This is a genomic window from Arthrobacter sp. UYP6 (genome assembly GCF_040547315.1).
Lineage (GTDB): Bacteria > Actinomycetota > Actinomycetes > Actinomycetales > Micrococcaceae > Arthrobacter_B.
Genome location: NZ_JBEPPM010000007.1, coordinates 137,611 through 155,675 on the forward strand (window position 1 = coordinate 137,611; position 18,065 = coordinate 155,675).

The window sequence follows — 18,065 nt, forward strand, 5'->3', positions numbered from 1 at the left end:
CATGGCTGAGCGCGCCCTTCCCGGACACATCGCCGCCGCCCTTGCCGGCGCCGGCGGGCCGGCCGACTCTGCGGGACAGTCCTGGGCCGGTCGGGATCTGTCCGGTGACGGCAACCCGCTGCACAACTTTGACGCCGACGACGGAAGTGCCGACGCAGGTTACCTCGCCGCCCTGGCGGCGCTGGAAGCCGGCACCGGCACCGAGGCGCAGGTGGTGGCCTCGCTGGCCAGCGCCCGCGTGTTCGTGCCCATCGTCGCGACCCTGGCCGAGGAAGCGGCATCCGAGCACGGTCTGGCCGCGGACAAAGAAGCGGACATGGCCTTGGTCACGCTGACGGCCCCGGACGGCCGCAAGGCCCTGCCGGTGTTCACCTCCGTTCCTGCCCTGCAGAAGTGGCATCCGGAAGCCCGCCCGGTGGCGGTGTACGCTGCCCGGGCCGCGCTCTCCGCCGTGTCGGAGGAGGCGCAGCTGCTGGTCGTGGATCCCGGTGCTGACGTCACCTTTGTGGTGCGCCGGCCGGCCATGTGGGCACTGGCCCAGCAGCGGGACTGGACCCCCTCCTACGCCGACGAAGAGGTGGGCCGGGCTGTGTCCGCAGCCGTCGACGTCGAACCCTCAGTTACCAGGGTGGAGCTGGTTCAGGGGCCGGGGACGGCCACGCGGTCGGCGCGCGGGTCCGTCATGGCCGGAGGCGGTGCCGGTCCTGAGCTTAGAATGGTTCTTCACCTGGCACCGGGACTGGATGCGCAGGCGGTGCAGGGCATCGCCGGAACGCTGCAGCAACGGCTCGCTGCCGATCCCTTATTTGTCGAGCGCGTGGATTCACTGGAACTCAAAATCACGCGCTGACCCGTTGGGCGGGGGACCGCCGGAAGAGAAGTGCCGTGAATTTTGCCGCCTACGGGGAGCTGCTTCGTGTTGCCCCGATCCGCCGTCTGCTGCTGGTGGGAATGATTGCCCGTTTCCCGCACTCCGCAGCAGGTGTGCTCCTGACCCTGCATGTGGTCATGACCATGGACATGGGCTATGCCAAGGCCGGCGCAGTTGCGGCGGTTGTCACGGTGGGCATTGCCTTCGGCGCCCCGTGGCGCGGCCGCCGCGTGGACAATGTGGGCCTGCGCCGGGCGCTGATTCCCTCGGTCATCTCCGAGGCCGTCATCTGGTCCATCGCCCCGCATGCCAGCTATGAGTGGCTGCTGGTCCTGGCGCTGATCGGCGGCGTCTTCACGCTTCCGGTCTTCAGCGTGGTCCGGCAGTCACTGGGCGTGCTGGCCACGGGGGACCAGCGGCGGACGGCGTTCGCCCTGGACTCCATTGCCACCGAGGTTGTTTTCATGGGCGGGCCCGCCCTGGGCGCCGTCCTCGCCACCTCGCTTTCCTCCGTGGTGGGGCTAACCATGGTGGGCATTACCACGTCGCTCGCAGGCCTGCTGCTGATCTGGTTCAACCCGCCCACACGTTCGGAGAACCCGCGCGACGCCGCCACCGAGGTCCAGGAACGCGACGCGGCCAACGCCGCCGTGGTTGCCGCTGCGCCGGCACATCTGGCGGAGGCTTCGGCGGAACTGCAGCCCCTGGCGGTCCTGAGCCGCGGGGCGCGGCTGCGCTCGGGGTTCTCCTGGTTCACGGTCAGTGTGGCCGTGGTCTTTGCCGTAGCGGTGGGTGCCGGTCTGCTGCTGTCCAGCTCCGATGTGGGCATTGTCGCCCTGGTGGAGTCCTCCGGAAAGCCCCAGCAGGTGGGCCTTGTTTTCGCCGTCTGGTGCGCAGCCTCGGTGGTGGGCGGATTGATTTACGGAGCCATGAGCCGCCGGATTTCACCCATGCTGCTCCTGCTGGCCATGGCCGTCCTGACGCTTCCCATGGCCCTGGCAACGGACACGATCAGCTTGGCGCTGCTGTCCATTCCGGCCGGGCTGCTTTGCGCCCCCGTATTGTCCTCTGCTTCCGAACGCGTGGCCGATCTGGTGTCCGAGGAGCGCCGCGGTGAAGCGATGGGCTGGTACGGGTCTGCGCTCACCTCCGGTACCGCTCTGGGAGCTCCGCTGGCCGGTGCCGCCATCGATTTTGTGGGGCCGTGGGCAGGTTTCGCCTTCGCCGGAGTCTCAGCGTCGCTGCTGGTCCTGGTCATCCTGACGGTGCGCAGGTTCAGCCGGCGCGGACAGCGTCTGTCGGAGGTCTAGGGCCAAAGGCTCCTTCCCCTCAGCCAACCCGGCAGCCACCGCTGCAGTCGGCGCCCCCAGCCGGATGGATTGCCCGGGCTGTTCCGGCCGCGTCTGCCGTGTTCCGGAGCATCCGGTTCCCCAGCGCCGACTTCCGCCGCTGCTCCGGCGTCAGCAACGGGCAATCCCCGGCGCTGCCGCCAGCCGTGCACCTCGTCCTGGACGTCGCGCAGTTTGGTAATCACCGGCGGACCGCCCAATAGCTGCCGGCGCGCGTTGATGACGCGCGAGTTGAAGTCCTCAACGGCGTCGCGCACCTGAGCCTCGGAGGGTAACTGATCCAGGCGTCCCTCGAACTCCTCGTCCTCTACCCGAAGCAGTAGGGCCGGGGGGCCCAGCCCGCTGATGTTCTCCCGTTGGATGAGCCGCTTGATCCACCAGTGTGGATCGGGATCATCAAGGCCGGGAATGGGTTTGCCTGCGTAGCTGAGGTTGTCGAACTCGCCGCGTTTCATGGCATCCCGAATGAGGTAGTCCGCCTTCTGCGCCTCGGTGAACTTCCGGCGTCTCTCGTGCGCTTCATCGGATTCGGCAGTGCCCAGCCCCTCGGGCAGCTTGTAACCGGCAGCTTCGGGTGTTCCGGCGGCTTTGAGTCGCGCCGCCTGTTCCAGCCGTTTTCGGTAAGCCTCCGCACCACTGCCGGTCATTGCGAGTCGCCGCCTTTCCTTGAATGTCCCGTACAGGGTACGCGCCGCCGCCGGGCACAGAAAAGCCCGGAGTGCCTGCCTCAGCGGGCAGGCACTCCGGGCGCAGGCTGGTGCTGGGTTAGTTGACGGGGCCGGTGAACTTCTCGCCTGGGCCCTTGCCCGGAGCGTCCTGCAGCTCGGAGGCCTCACGGAAGGCCAGCTGCAGCGAACGCAGGCCGTCGCGCAACGGACCGGCATGCTGGCTGCCGATCTCGGGAGCGGCGGCGGTCACGAAGCCGGCCAGGGCCGTAATCAGCTTCCGGGCTTCGTCGAGGTCCTTCAGTTCCTCGGCGTCGTCGCCGTCGGCCAGGCCGCACTTGACGGCGGCCGCGCTCATCAGGTGAACGGCAGCGGTGGTGATGACTTCAATTGCGGGAACCTCGGCGATGTCGCGCATCTGGGCCGCCACTTCCTGCTCTTCAGCGGAGGGGGCGTGCACCTCTTCCGTGGTGCCGGGGAAGGAATGGCGGGTGGGCTCGCCCGCCGGGTTGCTCTGTGGGGTACTCATACTGGTAAGCTTGTCACAGACCGACTGGTTGTCGTTACTTTCACTGCCCTTAGAGGTACTGCCCGTAAGGGCACTGCACTTCACAAGGTGGATGTTGAAAGTTCCACTTCAACCAGTATGCAAGCGGAGACTCCTCCCACCCGCGTCAACCTGAATCTTCAGTTCATGTGCCCTGTAGGGCGCAGGTGCAGAAGCAGAGTTGCCGGGTATGGTCGGCCCCCGGTGGCGGGTCCAGGCATTGCCTGGCCAGTTACCCCGGGAGGTTGCTGCTCACGCGGCACATGCCGACCCCTCGAGGCCTCCGATTGCGCATGCAATTGGGGGCCTTCTTCAGTTGCAGGCGGTAGCCGTTTTGGAATAAACAGGAGCTGCAACATTAGCGAGCCAAGAATCAATGATCGAATCCGCGTCCCTGAGGTGCGGCTGGTAGGACCGGCTGGAGAGCAAGTTGGGGTTGTCCGTATTGAAGACGCCCTGCGTCTGGCAGCCGAATCCGACCTTGATCTTGTTGAGGTAGCACCGCAGGCCAAGCCTCCGGTGTGCAAACTAATGGACTTCGGCAAGTACAAGTACGAAGCCGCTGTCAAGGCCCGTGAGGCTCGCAAGAATCAGACGAACACCGTCCTGAAGGAAATCCGGTTCCGTCTGAAGATTGACACTCACGACTACGAAACCAAGCGCGGCCACGCCATGCGCTTCCTCGCAGCCGGTGACAAGGTCAAGGCCATGATCCAGTTCCGCGGCCGCGAACAGCAGCGTCCGGAAATGGGCATGAAGCTGCTGAACAAGTTCGCAGCTGACGTCGCCGAGGTTGGTGTGGTTGAATCCACTCCCCGCATCGACGGCCGCAACATGGTCATGGTCATTGGCCCGCTGAAGAACAAGGCAGAGGCCAAGGCTGAAGCCCGCCGCGCAACGCAGCGCGCAGACGCCAAGGCAGCCAACGAGGCCGCCAAGAACGGCGAAGCCCCCGCTCGGGTGGATACCTCCGCCGAGAACAAGGCGCCGCTGACGCAGAGCCTGGCAGATCTTCTGCCGGACGGCCTGCGCCTCGGTTCCTCCGCTGCCGAGGCTGACAAGGCCCGTGCAGAGAAGGAACAGGCTGACAAGGAAATGGCCGAAAAGCGCGCACAGGCAGCAGCTGAGAAGGCTGCTTCCGATGCACGCCGTGCGGCACAGGCTGCCAAGGCTCCGGCTCCCCAGCCGGCCGCAGAGGCTCCCGCTGCTCCGGCCGCCCCGGTCGAGTCGAAGCCCGCAGCTGCTCCCAAGCCTGCTGCAGTGCCTAAGCCCACGGCAATGAAGCCCGCACCGAAGCCTGCAGCCCGGCCCAAGCCGGCTGCAGCGCCCAAACCTGCTGGCAAGGCTGCTCCTTCACGGGGCGCAGCGAGCCAGAATAAGCCCGGAACTGCGGAGTAAGTCTCAGCTTTTCCCGCAGGACGTCCCGGCGTCCAGTAACCCCTGGCACCTGCAAAGGTGCCCAAAGCCCCGCGGGCCCAGGCCCGCGGAAACCTAAAGGAGATCGGTAGTCATGCCGAAGATGAAGACCCACAGTGGCGCCAAGAAGCGCTTCAAGCTGACCGGAACCGGCAAGCTCAAGCGCCAGCAGGCCAACCGCCGCCACTACCTCGAGCACAAGCCGTCCACGCTGACGCGCCGCCTCGCCAGTGACAAGATTGTTGCCCCGGCAGACGCCAAGGTCATCAAGAAGATGCTGGGCATCTAGTCTTTTCCCTCGACAGGCGGCCCGTCCGGGCTGCCGTCACCCCACCAAGCTTTTCCGGGCCTGAGTACCAGGCCGAGCACCTCGCGGTGCACGGAAGATTTATCTAAAGGAGTACGCACGTGGCACGTGTGAAGCGGGCGGTAAACGCCCACAAGAAGCGTCGGGTTATTCTCGAGCGCGCCAAGGGTTACCGCGGACAGCGTTCACGCCTGGTCCGCAAGGCCAAAGAGCAGCTGCTGCACTCGTTTGTGTACAGCTACGGCGACCGCCGCAAGCGCAAGGGTGACTTCCGTCGCCTGTGGATCCAGCGCATCAATGCTGCATCCCGCGCCAACGGCCTGACCTACAACCGTCTGATCCAGGGCCTGAAGGCTGCCGAGATCCAGGTTGACCGCCGCATGCTGGCCGAACTGGCCGTCAACGACGCCGCAGCGTTCGCCACGCTGGTGCAGATCGCCAAGAACGCACTGCCCTCCGATACTTCCGCCCCGGCCGTCGCCGCTGCTCCCGCTGCAAAGGCTGCTCCGGCTGCCTCCAAGCCGGCCGCTGCTGTAGCTGAGGCCAAGGGTGGCTTCAAGGCTTCTGAGGGCGACGCCCCCGAAGGCTATGTCATCAAGGGAAACCAGGCTTCGGGCAAGTACCACGTTCCGGGTTCCACCTGGTACGAGCAGACCGTAGCCGAATACTGGTTCAACTCCGTCGAAGCAGCCAAGGCTGCCGGCCTGGAGCCTGCTGGCGGAGAATCCCGCCAGAAGTTCCAGGGCTAAAGACCGGTTATTAACCGATCATGAGTATCGATGGGCGCCCGCCGGCTCCGCTAATGTCCAACCCCCGAGCAGATCGGGTGAGGGACGTGGCGAAGCTGGCCGGGCGCCCAGCGCGTTTAAAGACCGGACGTTTCGTGGCCGAGGGGCCGCAAGCCGTCCGGGAGGCGCTGTTGAGCCACCGGGCGGATGTTCACAGCGGCGGCACCGGCGTCGTACTTGAAGTCTTTGCCACTGAAGGGTGCTTGGACCGGCTGCCCGAGCTGGCGGATCTGGCAGCAGACGTATCGCTGCGCCTGGCCACTGATGAAGTGATCGGCGCGATGGCCACCACTATTTCCCCGCAGGGCATCGTGGCCGTTTGCCGCATCCAGGACTACGACCTGGATGAGGTGCTGGCCTCCGGAGCCCGCCTGATTGCCGTGCTGTGCGAAGTCCGCGACCCCGGCAATGCAGGAACGATCCTCCGCGCTGCGGATTCCGCGGGCGCCGACGCCGTGGTGTTGACCGCCTCCAGCGTGGACATTCACAACCCCAAAGCCGTGCGCTCCACCGCCGGCTCCCTGTTTCACCTGCCCGTGGTCACCGGCGTCGAGTTCGACTTCGTGATGTCCGCCTTCCGCGCCCACGGGCTCACCGTCCTGGCAGCGGACGGCTACGGCAACGTGGACCTGGACCGACTGCAGGACGAAAGCGCCCTCCGCCGGCTGGCCCCGGCCACCTCAGAAGACCCCGACGGCGAACCGGCGCCTACCGCTGAGCCGTCCCAGCCGAGGCTGGAGAACCCCACCGCCTGGCTCTTCGGCAACGAAGCCCAGGGCCTCTCCGATACACAGCTTGCCGACGCCGATTACCGGGTGGCCGTCCCCGTCTACGGACGTGCCGAAAGCCTCAACGTGGGCACCGCAGCCACCGTGTGCCTGTATGCCTCGGCGCGCGCCCAAAACCGTTAGGACGCTGCAGGAGAAGTGCTGATACGGCGGACCCGCCGGTACAGTCGGGTCCTGCCGGTGCTAAGTACCCTTCGAACCGCTAAAGTGATCGCTGGACTCCTCCAATCGGGGGCAGCGCCAGGGACACTTAGCGAACGGGCCTCCACCATGTCTGCCAGCGGCGGTACCAAGGCGGTTGTTGCGGCACTGACCGCCAATCTCATCATTGCGGTTCTCAAATTTGTGGCCTACGGGCTGACACGCTCATCCTCAATGCTTGCCGAGGCAATCCACTCAGTGGCGGACTCGGGCAACCAGGTTTTGCTCCTGGTGGGAGGCAAGCGCGCCGCACGCCAGGCCAGCCCGGAGCACCCTTTTGGCTACGGCCGTGAGCGGTACATCTATGCGTTCATCGTCTCGATCGTCCTGTTCAGCGTGGGCGGTCTCTTTGCCCTGTACGAGGCATACCACAAGTGGCAGGATCCGCATCCGATCGAGGGGCAGTGGTGGTGGGTGCCGCTGGCGGTCCTGGGCGGATCGATCATCGCGGAAAGCTACTCGCTGCGCACGGCCATCAGAGAGTCCAACCAGGTCCGCGCCCGCAAGCCCTGGGTCGAGTTTGTGCGGACGGCTAAGGCGCCGGAGCTGCCCGTGGTCCTGCTCGAAGATGTTGGCGCCCTGTTGGGCCTGGTCTTCGCACTGTTCGGGGTCAGCATGACCCTGATTACCGGCAACGGACTGTGGGATGCGGCCGGAACCGCCATGATCGGCCTGCTGCTGGTGGCCATCGCGGCGGTGCTGGCAGTGGAAACCAAGTCCCTGCTGCTGGGTGAGTCCGCCACTGTGAGCGACGTTCGCAGGATTGAGGAGGCCATCACCTCAGACGGAACGCGCATCATTCATCTTAAGACTCTGCACCTGGGCCCTGAGGAACTGCTGGTCGCCGCGAAGATCTCGGTGGATGAGGGGGAGACCGGTGAGCACATCGCTGAGGCCATCAACGGCGCTGAAGATCGGATCCGGTCGGCAGTGCCTATTGCGCGCCTGATTTATCTGGAACCGGATGTGTTCGTGCCGCACCGGCCGCAGCAGGTTCCCGGGGACCCCTCCGGTCCAGTAGCCCACTAACCAGGGCGATGCCCAGTCCCATCAGGGCCAGGACGGCGCCGACGACGGCGGGGGAGCGGTAGCCCCAGCCCCAGGCGATGACGAGCCCGCCCAGCAGGGCCCCGAGGGCGTTGGCCATGTTCAACGCGGAGTGGGTCAGGGAGGACGCCAGGGACTGGGCATCGGGGGACACATCCAGCAGTCGGGTCTGCAGCGGCGGCACCAGCATTGAGCCGATCGCTCCGACCAGGAAGACCAGAGCAAGCGCCCCAACCTTGTACTGCACGAGCCAGGCGTATCCGGCCAGGATGACGACAGTTCCCAGCAGAATCGCGTAGATGCTGCCCATGACGTTGCGGTCCGCCAGCCGGCCGCCGGCAATGTTGCCCACCACGTTCCCCACGCCGTACAGGCCTACGATCAAGGGCAGCAGGTCGGCGTTGAACCCGGCAACGTTGGTCATGGTGGGGGAGATATACGCGTACACCGCAAAGAACCCGCCGAAGCCCACGGTGCCGACTAGAAGCGCCAGCCACACCTGGATCCGGCGAAGGGCGCCGAGCTCCCGGCGGATGCTGGCTCCGGGAAGGGCAGCCTGGTGCGGAACGAAGCGCACCATCAGCGCGACGGTGAGCAGGCCGATCATTCCGACCATCACGAACATCCAGCGCCATCCGGCCTGCTGTCCCAACCACGTGGCGAACGGGACGCCGACCACATTGGCAATGCTCAGTCCCAGCATCACCATGGAAATGGCGCGGGCACGGCGGGTGGGCGCCACCAGTGAAGCGGCGATGACGGCGGCGACGCCGAAGAAGGCTCCGTGCGGCAGTCCGGACAGAAACCGGCTCACCAGCAGCCACTGGTAGTCGGGAGCAAAAAAGGAGGATAGGTTGCCCACGGTGAAGAGCATCATCAGCCCCACGGCCAGTCTCTTGCGGGGCATCCGCGCACCCAAAGCAGCGAGAATCGGAGCTCCGACCACCACACCCAGGGCGTAGGCGGAGATGACATGACCGCCTGAAGGCACGGAGATGTTCAGATCGGTGACCATCTCCTGGAGCAGGCCCATGATCGCAAACTCGGTGGTGCCGATGGCAAATCCACCCACAGCGAGGGCGAAAATAGCCAAGGAAGCCCGCTTGGCGTGGAGCGCGGGTGTTGAAGACATGAAACTCTTTCAGAAAGGATGCGGGTGAAGTGCATGCCGCCAGCCGAAAGTCCGCAGTAAACCGCAGATAACTGAGCGAAGCAGGAAGCCGCTGAACCCCGCGGCACGGGCACAGCAAAGCGCCGATGGCGGGGCAGACGCGCGGTCGCCGGGATGCAGGACGTACCTGCAGCCCGGGCTGGGCGGTTCCCCGCGACAGCGCTGTCGGGCCCAGTTTAGTCCAGGACGGGCCGTAGACTCGATCCGTGTCTATTTCCGAACTGAAACAAGTTGTCGGCGCCGCGCTCGTGGACAGTCTGGCTGCGCCCACCAAAATGCTGGCCGCCCGGCGAACCGCTCCGGAGCAGTATGCCGGCATGTGGGAGTTCCCCGGCGGGAAAGTGGAGCAGGGGGAAACCTGTGAGGAGGGCCTGCACCGGGAGCTGCACGAAGAGCTCGGCGTCCGGGTCCGGCTCGGTGCCGAGGTGCGTGGCCCGGGTGAACAGGGCTGGCCGCTCAATGCCAAGGCTGCCATGCGGGTCTGGCTTGCCGAGGTCACCGAAGGGACGCCGGCGCCGCTGGAGGATCACGATGAGCTGCGGTGGGTAGCCCTTGACGTCGATGAGCTGAATTCTCTGTTGTGGATCCCCGCCGATCTGCCCATCGTTGGAGCAATGCTGGAGACCGCTCGCCAGTCGTAGCGCCCTGGCACGGAATCGGGCTTAGAAGAGCGTCTGGGCAGCCGGGCCGGACAGGCCGGACACGCCCGAGGGGCCGGAGCCGGACACGCCGGTCACGGCGGAGGATGCCGCCGTGACACGGGTTGGCTGCTCGGGGCGTCCGGCAGAATCGCTGCGAGAGGGCAGGAACTGCGCCTTCGCGGTGAAACCGTGTTTCTTCTTGAAAAACTGCACCCGGCCGGCCAGCCACTGACGGTATTCCTTGGACGCATAGGTTCCCCCGCCGTAGAGCCGGGCATATTTGCCGGCCAAATGCGGATAGTCGCGGGCAATGAACGCGAGGTACCATTCCCGGGCTCCGGGCCGAAGGTGCAGTGCCCCGGCGGTGACTCCGGTGGCGCCCGCGGCAGCCAGCGCCCCGAAGAGGGCGTCCAGGGACTCGTCTCCGTCGGTGAGCCAGGGCAGAATCGGCATGGCCATCACCGAACAGGGCAGCCCCGCGTCGCGCAACCTGCTGATCAACTCCAGCCGGGCTTTGGGGGCGGGGGTTCCCGGTTCCACACGGTGCGCCAGCTCCGGATCCAGAAGGGCCAGAGAAATGCCCATGCCAATTTCCGTGTCCTGTCCGGCGCTCTTCAGCAGCGGAATGTCCCGGGCCAGCAGCGTGCCCTTTGTCAGGATGGAAAACGGTGTTCCGGAGGCCGCCAGCGCTTTGATGATCCCCGGCATCAGCGCATACCGGCCCTCGGCCCGCTGATAGGGATCGGTGTTGGTTCCCATGGCCACATGCTCGTGCTGCCAGGACGGACGAGCGAGCTCACGCCGGAGGACCTCAGCGATGTTGGTTTTGACGATGAGCTGGCTGTCGAAGTCCAGCCCGCTGTCCAGGTCCAGATAGGTGTGCGTCTTCCGTGCGAAGCAGTACACGCAGGCGTGGCTGCAGCCCCGGTAGGGGTTGATGGTCCAGCCGAAGGGCATCCCGGAGGTCTTGCCCACCTTGTTCAGCGCGGATTTGGACAGCACCTCATGGAAGGTGATGCCGGCAAACTCCGGTGTCTTCACGCTGCGGACCACGCCCTGCAGCGCCAGCAGCGCATCTTCCGAGCCCGCCGCCTTGGGTTCCTGCGCTTCCCATCTCATGACCACCATTAGAACACATGTTCGATTTTCCCGAGGGGGCTTCTCCTGCGGTTGATGAGGTAGGTCCGTTACCGGCTCAGTGTTGCCGCCGCCGCAACGGCCTGGCGGGAACGGGTGCCGTCCGGTAGCCGCCGTCCTCCAGGCCTGCCAGCCGCTCAAAGACATTGCCCGACGCCGGATCGCCGGTCCGCAGCCGGGAGATGCCGGCAGCTGCGAAATACAACGGCAAAAATGCGGGCCCCAGGGCCGCGTACTGGTCGGAATGCCGGGCTTCGTGGCGGAGCAGGGGGCTGGGCCCGGGGCCGGCACAGCCGGAGGAGAAGGCCGGGGCAACCCGGGGCCGGTACAGAATAACGTTCCCTATCGTGAAGGCTGCCGCCTTAGGAAGCGGCCACGTCCAGTCTGCTGCCAGCAGGAGTCCGTCCGGTCCGCGCGTCACAGAGCAGCGGCCCGCACGGGCGAGGAAAAGCCCTGCCGGTGTGGTCAGGTTGAGGAAGTTCAGCACTTGGCGCAGGTCCACGCTGCCAGTGTAGGAGAAGCGCTGGAGCAGCGCAGCGCGTAATGCAGGAGCGCGTCACGGGACGGTCATCCCCGGCGCCCTGCCCCGGTTCGGAGGTTGCGTTGGTTAGACTGGACGCTACGGGCATTTTCCTTTGCTTTCATACAACCAACGCCCATCAAAACGTCCATCAACAGGGCCGGAAATAGGTAAGAACTGTACATGTCGAACTCCATACCGGGGACGCACTCCCCAGACACCGCCCCCGAACCGCCCAACCCGCTCGATGATGCGGCCGTTGCTGCCGCCGTCGACTCCGCGCTCGCAGCCATCGCCGCCGCAGCTGATCTGGACGCGCTCAAGGACGTCCGCATCGCCGTCGCCGGTGATAAGTCGCCGCTGAGCCTGGCCAACCGCACCATCGGTTCCCTTCCCAAGGACCAGAAGTCCGCCGCCGGAAAGCTTGTGGGTCCCGCCCGCGGCCGCATCAACGCGGCGCTCGCCGCCCGCACCGTGGAGCTGGAAGCAGAGCGCGACGCGCGGATCCTGGTGGAGGAGGCGGTGGACGTCACCGCAGCTCCGCGCCGCCGCCGCATGGGCGGCCGACACCCGCTTTCCACCCTGCAGGACCGCGTCATCGACGTCTTTGTGGGCATGGGCTGGGAAATCGCAGAGGGCCCCGAGGTGGAATCCGAGTGGTTCAACTTCGACGCGCTGAACTTCAAGCCGGACCACCCCGCCCGCGAAATGCAGGACACCTTCTTTGTCGAGCCGCCCGAGGCCCACCTGGTGATGCGCACGCACACCTCGCCGGTGCAGGTGCGCTCCATGCTGGAACGCGACTTGCCGATCTACGTGCTGTGCCCGGGCAAGGTGTTCCGCACCGACGAGCTCGACGCCACCCACACCCCGGTCTTCCACCAGTTCGAGGGCCTGGCCATCGACAAGGGCCTGACCATGGCCGACCTTGTGGGCACGCTGGAGCACTTCACCCGGATGCTGTTCGGTGATGAAGCCAAGGTGCGCCTGCGCCCGAACTATTTCCCCTTCACCGAGCCCAGCGCCGAGCTGGATATCTGGCATCCGGGCGCCAAGGGCGGTCCGCGCTGGATCGAGTGGGGCGGCTGCGGCATGGTCAATCCGAACGTGCTGCGCGCGGCCGGCATTGATCCCGAGGTTTATTCAGGTTTTGCCTTCGGCATGGGTATTGAGCGCGCACTGATGTTCCGCAACGAAGTAGGGGACATGCGCGACATGATCGAGGGCGACGTACGTTTCAGCGAACACTTCGGGATGGAGATCTAAGTGAGAATCCCACTTTCCTGGCTGCGCGAGTATGCCCAGGTTCCGGCAGACGCAACCGCCGAAGACGTCATGGAAGAACTGGTCAAGGTAGGCCTGGAGGAAGAGGACGTCCACCGTCCCACCGATGAGCTCTCCGGCCCGATTGTTGTCGGCCAGGTGCTCTCCATGGAGCCCGAGCCGCAGAAGAACGGTAAGACCATCAACTGGTGCACCGTCCGCGTGGTGCCCGAGGGCACCGAGCAGACGCTCACCGGCGACGGCATTGACCCCTCGGGAGTGCAGGGCATCGTCTGCGGTGCGCACAACTTCGCGGTGGGGGACAAGGTTGTGGTCACCCTGCCCGGCGCCGTTCTGCCCGGAGACTTCCGCATCAGCCCGCGCAAGACCTACGGCCACGTCTCCGCCGGCATGATCGCCTCGGTGCGCGAACTGGGCATCGGCGATGACCACGACGGCATCCTGGTCCTTTCCCGCCTGGGACTGGACCCGGAGGTCGGCACCGACGCCATGGACCTGCTCGGACTGTACGACGAGGCTGCAGAAATCAACGTCACCCCGGACCGGGGCTACGTGTTCTCGATCCGCGGCGCCGCGCGTGAGTACGCCCATGCCACCGGAACACAGTTCACGGACCCGGCGTCCGCCGTCGTTGTTCCGGAAGCTGACGGCAACGGCTACGGCGTGCGCCTGGAAGATAGCGCGCCGATCTACGGCAAAGCCGGCTGCGATCGTTTTGTGGCCCGCACCGTCCGCGGTGTGGATCCGACCCGTCCGACGCCGCCGTGGATGGCTTCGCGCCTGCGTCTGGCCGGCATGCGCTCCATCTCGCTGATCGTGGATATTTCCAACTACGTGATGCTCGAACTGGGCCAGCCGCTGCACTTCTACGATCTGGACAAGCTCTCCGGCGACATCGTGGTGCGCCGTGCGGTTCCCGGGGAGACTCTGAAGACCCTCGACGAGAAGGTCCGCACCCTCGATCCCGAGGACCTGCTCATCACCGATGATTCCGGCGTGATCGGCATTGCCGGTGTCATGGGTGGCGCCACCACCGAGGTGTCCGCGGATACCCGCAACATCCTGATCGAGGCCGCGCACTTCGAGGAAGTCAGCATCGGCCGGTCCCGCCGTCGGCATAAGCTGCCCTCCGAAGCGTCCAAGCGCTTTGAGCGCGGCGTGGACTGGAACGTCGCCGACGTCGCCGCGCAGCGTGCCGTGGACCTGCTGACCGAACTGGCCGGCGGTACCGCCGATGCGTCAGTGACCGACGTCGGAACCAAGCCCGAAGCCAAGGCCATCGACCTGCCGGCGGACTTCGCCTCCAAGCTGATCGGCTACGACTTCAGCGAGGACCAGATCACCGGCACCCTCACCGCGCTGGGCGCCGAGGTGGCCCGCACGGCTGCCGGCTACTCCGTTACCCCGCCGAGCTGGCGTTCTGACCTGGAAACGCGCGAGGACCTTACCGAGGAAATCATCCGCCTGGTGGGGTATGAGCACATTCCGTCCACGCTGCCCACGGCTCCTCCCGGCCGCGGCCTCACCCGGATCCAGCAGCAGCGCCGCCGCCTGCAGCAGGCGCTCGCCGCCGCCGGACTGACCGAGGTGCTGTCCTACCCGTTCGTGACGGAAGAGGACAACAACACCTTTGGAACGCCCGACGCCGGTACCTCGCCGGCCGCAGTAAAGCTGGCAAATCCGCTGAGCGCCGAGTTCGGTTTCCTGCGCACCTCGGTGCTGCCGGGACTGTTCGAGGTGGCCAAACGCAACCTGTCCCGCGGTTTCCGCGACCTGGCACTGTTTGAATCCGGGTCGGTCTTCCTGCCCGGCGAGCAGCTGGGAACGGCCTCCATTCCTCCGCTGGGCGTCCGCCCCTCCGAGGAAGTCCTGGATGCCCTGTACGAGGGTGTTCCGGACCAGCCGCTGCACATCGGCGTGCTGTTCACCGGCCACGAGTCCCAGCCCGGCGCAGGATTCACACCTCGGGCCTGGGACTGGGCCGACGCCGTGGATACTGCCCGCCTGATGGGTGATGTGCTGGGTGTGGAACTGGTGGTCAGCCAGGGTGAACACCAGGCCTTCCATCCGGGCCGTACCGCCAAGCTTGCGCTGCGCAGTGGCGAAACCGTGGGCTACGCCGGCGAACTGCATCCCAAGCTGCTTGCAGCCCGGGACCTGCCGGCCCGCACGGTGGCACTGGAGCTCGACGCCGACGCACTGTTCGACGCCGCGCCCGAGGTCATCGTGGCACGCGAGATCTCCTCGTTCCCGGCCACCACCCAGGATGTGGCCTTGGTGGTGGAGGCTTCCATTCCGGCCGAGTCGGTCCTCGAGACCCTGCGCGAAGGCGCCGGGGAACTGCTCGAAGACATCTCGCTGTTTGATGTCTACTCCGGCAAGGGCATTGAAGAGGGGCACAAGTCCCTGGCCTTCGCCCTGCGCTTCCGCGCGCCGGACCGGACTCTGACAGCCGACGAGGCCTCGGAGTCGCGGGCCGCCGCCGTCGCACTGGCCGCCGAGCGCTTTGATGCCGTCCAGCGCTAACCCGCGCTGCCGCTGAAGCATAAAAGCAGCAGGTCCCGTCCGGAATCCGGACGGGACCTGCTGCTTTTTTGGAGTCCCGTGAACCGCTTGGGAGATGCCGGGCGTTTGGGTCAAAGCCACCAGCTGTGGTGAGTGCCGCGGTCCCGTTCGGAGCGGGGAAGCGTCAGAGTGATCTTCAGGTGCCGGGCATCACCCATCCGGCCACCTACGGCAGTGCTTCACGTGGCCTACTTCGGCAGTGGCAGCACTATCTGGGGCCCTGAGGGCTCTCTTGACGAAGTTATGAATAAAGTTCCAGATCGGCAATGATCCCGCGTACGCAGGCCCTCTGTTCAGTGGTCAAGCCCTGAAGGGGAAGCGGCAGACAAGCTGGGCCTGCCAGGCCCAGCTCTTCGGCAATGGCGGCTACGACCCGGATGCTTCCGCCGTACGCGCCAAAGAGCTCCCAAAGGGGTGCCAGACGCTCGGATTCTGCGAAGGCCTCGGAATGCCGTCCGCCCCGCGCTGCTTGGATGATCCGCAGGGCCGGCGACGGCACCGTGCCTCCGATGACGGAGTACCAAGCATCGCAGCCCGCAGCCAGCCCAGTTGCGGCCCTGGCGTCACCGGAGACTCCGATGGTGACATGTTCCGGAATGGCGGCTCGGATCTCTTGAATGCGTTCATGTGCCCGCAGTGGTTCCTCGGGTACACCGGGAATCTTGATGGAGGCGATGCCGGGCAGCGCTGCGATCCGTGCGTAGAGCTCGAGGGAGAAAGTGAAGTGCGTGGTACCTGGATTGTCATAAAGGATCACAGGCAGCGACGAACGTTGGGTGACGGTGGCAAACAACGCGAACACGTCATCCTCGGTGAGGCTCTGGTAAGTCAGGGGCGTCAGCAGCAGTCCGGAGGCGCCGGCCTGTTCCGCTGCTTCGGCGTTGGCGAGCACCTGCGATGTCCGCAGTGCGCCAATTCCAACAAAGACAGGTATTTCTCCCGCATGCTCAACAGCAAGCCGGGCGACCCGTGCCCGCTCCCTGCCACTGAGGTAGGCGTAGGAACCGGTGGAACCGAGTGCGGTGATGGAGTCCACCTTTGCCTCGGCAAGACGGCGGATGAGACCGGTGAACGCGGCCTCGTCAACTGCATCCTCCAACAGGGGTGTCAGCGGGAACGCACTGAGTCCGGTAAACATTTACAGCTCCTTTGGTACGGGTGCGGGTCCGGCGTCGGCAGCGGAGACCTGCGGATGGTTCCGGCCGCCGCGTTGCGCGGCGGCGCCGGCAAGGACGACGAGCGTAATGCCGCCGAACTGGGTGGGTGAGGGCTGCTGATGCAGCATCAGCAGTCCGAGGAGGACGCCGAAGGCCGGTTCGAGGGACATCAGGGTGCCGAAGGCAGTGGGCGTCATCCGGCGCAGAGCCAGCATCTCAAGCGTGAACGGAAGCACCGGCATCAGGACGGCCAGCCCGACGGCGGTGGCCAGGATCCCGGGAGTAAGGTGTCCGGAGGCCTGCGGGATGCCTGCGACCGCCGCAGTGGCCGCTGCGACGGGCACCGTGAGCGAGAGAGCTCCGATCCCGGTAAAGCGGTCGCCGATCCGCTGCGTGAGCAGAATATAGCCGGCCCATCCCACAGCTGAAATCCCGGCGAATCCCACCCCGGCAAGGTCGATATGACCGTGCCACGGCTCGGTGAGCAGCACGACTCCCAGCAGTGCCAGGCAAGGCCAGAGAAGCGCCCGCGTGCTGTGGCTGCGCACCGCCGCGACGGTCAGTGGGCCAAGGAACTCGACGGCGACGGCCGTGCCCAGCGGAATCCGGTCAATGGCGGCGAGGAACGCGATGGTCATCAGCCCGGTGGCGATGCCCAACCCCACCAGCACGGGGATGTCGCCGCGGCGCAGGGACCGAAGGGGAGGCCTGGCCAGGGCGAGGAAGATAAGTGCGCCCATGGTCAGCCTCAGCCAAGCTGTCCCTGCCGGTCCAACGGCCGAAATCAGCTCCACCGACAGGGCCGAACTCAGCTGGACCGACAGCATCGCCGTGACGGCCAGCCCCCACGGCGGAGCCTGGATGCTGATCCGCTTCACTGCCGGCCGTCGCTGGAAATCGTCCGGTGAGCAACCGTAATCTCCGGGCCAAGGCGGGTGAGCCTCACGTGGTTGAGAAATTCCTGCAGCGTCTCCGTTTTAGGCATTGGTTTCCTCCGCCTGCCGGTGCGCGGACGATACGCCGGGCTCAAAGACGGCCAGGGAGAACTGCGCCGTTTCCGTGCCCGTATTCGCGTACGCGTGGTCCGTGTCGCCGGGGAAAGATACCGCATCTCCGGCAGCAAGGGTGAATGCCCGGCCTGCGGCCTCCACCGTGATGGTTCCGTGCCGAACCTGCAGAAGCTCCGTAGTGCCCGCCGTATGGGCCTCACTTATCTTGCGGTCGTCAGGTTCAAGCGTCCAGTCCCAGAGCTCAACCACGTCCGGCGGCCCGGAAACGGCAACCAGCACGCCGCGGCCGCCGCTGTCCCCGCTCCACAAAGTGGCGCCTTCACCGCTGCGGGTGATCCGAACCGGTTTGCTCCGCGGCGGCTCCACCAGTGCCGGCAGTCCGACGCCGAGCGCCTCGCTGAGCCGCAGCAGGGTTCCCACGCTGGGGTTGGCCGTTCCCTGCTCGACGTTGACCACCATCCTGCGGCTGACCGCTGCGGCCTGCGCCAACTGGTCCAGGGTCCAGCCGCGAGCCTTCCTTTCCTGCTTGACCCGGGCACCGATCGCCACGGCGAGCGTTGTCGTACTGTTGTCCATGAGTGCACTCTAGTGCACTCAAAGT

The 18,065-nt window shown here is 66.0% G+C and carries 18 protein-coding genes; 10 read left to right on the forward strand and 8 right to left on the reverse strand.

Annotated elements, in window-relative coordinates; all coding sequences use genetic code 11:
* The first annotated feature begins 1 nt into the window (after nt 1).
* Entirely contained in the window at nt 2-850 is an 849-nt protein-coding gene (locus tag ABIB35_RS08125) for an SseB family protein (protein WP_354180401.1), read from the forward strand.
* Between the two features lie 35 nt (nt 851-885).
* The gene (locus ABIB35_RS08130) at nt 886-2,181 is read left to right on the forward strand and encodes an MFS transporter (RefSeq protein WP_354180403.1); all 1,296 of its coding nucleotides are present in this window, start codon (nt 886-888) and stop codon (nt 2,179-2,181) included.
* Here ABIB35_RS08130 and ABIB35_RS08135 read toward each other — a convergent pair.
* Both ABIB35_RS08135 and ABIB35_RS08140 read right to left on the reverse strand, forming a co-directional pair.
* Nucleotides 2,178-2,867, reverse strand: a complete 690-nt coding sequence (locus ABIB35_RS08135) for a DnaJ family domain-containing protein (protein WP_354180405.1) — start codon at nt 2,865-2,867, stop codon at nt 2,178-2,180. The genes ABIB35_RS08130 and ABIB35_RS08135 overlap by 4 nt on opposite strands.
* A 118-nt stretch (nt 2,868-2,985) precedes the next feature.
* Nucleotides 2,986-3,414: a DUF1844 domain-containing protein gene (locus tag ABIB35_RS08140; RefSeq protein ID WP_354180407.1), complete on the reverse strand. Its 429-nt coding sequence runs from the start codon at nt 3,412-3,414 to the stop codon at nt 2,986-2,988.
* A 417-nt stretch (nt 3,415-3,831) separates the two neighbouring features.
* Between ABIB35_RS08140 and infC the strand changes: the two genes are divergently transcribed.
* From infC to ABIB35_RS08165, 5 genes are all read left to right on the forward strand, one after another.
* Nucleotides 3,832-4,830, forward strand: a complete 999-nt coding sequence (gene infC / locus ABIB35_RS08145) for a translation initiation factor IF-3 (protein WP_502915752.1) — start codon at nt 3,832-3,834, stop codon at nt 4,828-4,830.
* 112 nt (nt 4,831-4,942) lie between these two features.
* Complete coding sequence (rpmI, locus tag ABIB35_RS08150) at nt 4,943-5,137, forward strand: 50S ribosomal protein L35 (RefSeq protein WP_354180409.1); 195 nt, start codon at nt 4,943-4,945, stop codon at nt 5,135-5,137.
* A gap of 119 nt (nt 5,138-5,256) precedes the next feature.
* Nucleotides 5,257-5,904 carry a 50S ribosomal protein L20, sunset domain variant gene (rplT, locus tag ABIB35_RS08155; protein ID WP_354180410.1) on the forward strand — a complete coding sequence of 216 codons (648 nt, stop codon included), beginning with the start codon at nt 5,257-5,259 and terminating at the stop codon, nt 5,902-5,904.
* A gap of 20 nt (nt 5,905-5,924) precedes the next feature.
* The gene (locus ABIB35_RS08160) at nt 5,925-6,854 is read left to right on the forward strand and encodes a TrmH family RNA methyltransferase (RefSeq protein WP_502915753.1); all 930 of its coding nucleotides are present in this window, start codon (nt 5,925-5,927) and stop codon (nt 6,852-6,854) included.
* Between the two features lie 147 nt (nt 6,855-7,001).
* A complete protein-coding gene (locus ABIB35_RS08165; protein WP_354180414.1) occupies nt 7,002-7,961 on the forward strand; it encodes a cation diffusion facilitator family transporter in 960 nt (319 codons plus the stop codon).
* Here ABIB35_RS08165 and ABIB35_RS08170 read toward each other — a convergent pair.
* Complete coding sequence (locus ABIB35_RS08170) at nt 7,867-9,111, reverse strand: MFS transporter (RefSeq protein ID WP_354180416.1); 1,245 nt, start codon at nt 9,109-9,111, stop codon at nt 7,867-7,869. The genes ABIB35_RS08165 and ABIB35_RS08170 overlap by 95 nt on opposite strands.
* Before the next feature lie 251 nt (nt 9,112-9,362).
* Here ABIB35_RS08170 and ABIB35_RS08175 point away from each other — a divergent pair, with 251 nt between their 5' ends.
* Complete coding sequence (locus ABIB35_RS08175) at nt 9,363-9,791, forward strand: (deoxy)nucleoside triphosphate pyrophosphohydrolase (protein WP_354180475.1); 429 nt, start codon at nt 9,363-9,365, stop codon at nt 9,789-9,791.
* 21 nt (nt 9,792-9,812) lie between these two features.
* Here ABIB35_RS08175 and ABIB35_RS08180 read toward each other — a convergent pair whose 3' ends face one another.
* Together ABIB35_RS08180 and ABIB35_RS08185 are read right to left on the reverse strand one after the other, a co-directional pair.
* The gene (locus ABIB35_RS08180; protein ID WP_354180418.1) at nt 9,813-10,910 is read right to left on the reverse strand and encodes an Rv2578c family radical SAM protein; all 1,098 of its coding nucleotides are present in this window, start codon (nt 10,908-10,910) and stop codon (nt 9,813-9,815) included.
* 76 nt (nt 10,911-10,986) lie between these two features.
* A complete protein-coding gene (locus ABIB35_RS08185) occupies nt 10,987-11,430 on the reverse strand; it encodes a hypothetical protein (protein WP_354180420.1) in 444 nt (147 codons plus the stop codon).
* 201 nt (nt 11,431-11,631) lie between these two features.
* On the opposite strand from ABIB35_RS08185, the gene pheS reads away from it, so the two are divergent.
* Nucleotides 11,632-12,714 carry a phenylalanine--tRNA ligase subunit alpha gene (pheS, locus tag ABIB35_RS08190; protein ID WP_354180422.1) on the forward strand — a complete coding sequence of 361 codons (1,083 nt, stop codon included), beginning with the start codon at nt 11,632-11,634 and terminating at the stop codon, nt 12,712-12,714.
* Nucleotides 12,715-15,258: a phenylalanine--tRNA ligase subunit beta gene (pheT, locus tag ABIB35_RS08195; RefSeq protein WP_354180424.1), complete on the forward strand. Its 2,544-nt coding sequence runs from the start codon at nt 12,715-12,717 to the stop codon at nt 15,256-15,258.
* Between the two features lie 280 nt (nt 15,259-15,538).
* Here the strand turns inward: pheT and ABIB35_RS08200 are convergent, their stop codons facing one another.
* From ABIB35_RS08200 to ABIB35_RS08210, 3 genes are all read right to left on the reverse strand, one after another.
* Entirely contained in the window at nt 15,539-16,435 is an 897-nt protein-coding gene (locus ABIB35_RS08200; protein WP_354180426.1) for a dihydrodipicolinate synthase family protein, read from the reverse strand.
* Nucleotides 16,436-17,281 (reverse strand): EamA family transporter, encoded by an 846-nt coding sequence (locus ABIB35_RS08205; RefSeq protein ID WP_354180476.1) that lies wholly within the window; start codon nt 17,279-17,281, stop codon nt 16,436-16,438.
* Nucleotides 17,282-17,431: 150 nt separating this feature from the next.
* Nucleotides 17,432-18,040, reverse strand: coding sequence for a helix-turn-helix domain-containing protein (locus tag ABIB35_RS08210; RefSeq protein ID WP_354180428.1), 609 nt, complete (start codon nt 18,038-18,040; stop codon nt 17,432-17,434).
* Nucleotides 18,041-18,065 lie beyond the last annotated feature (25 nt).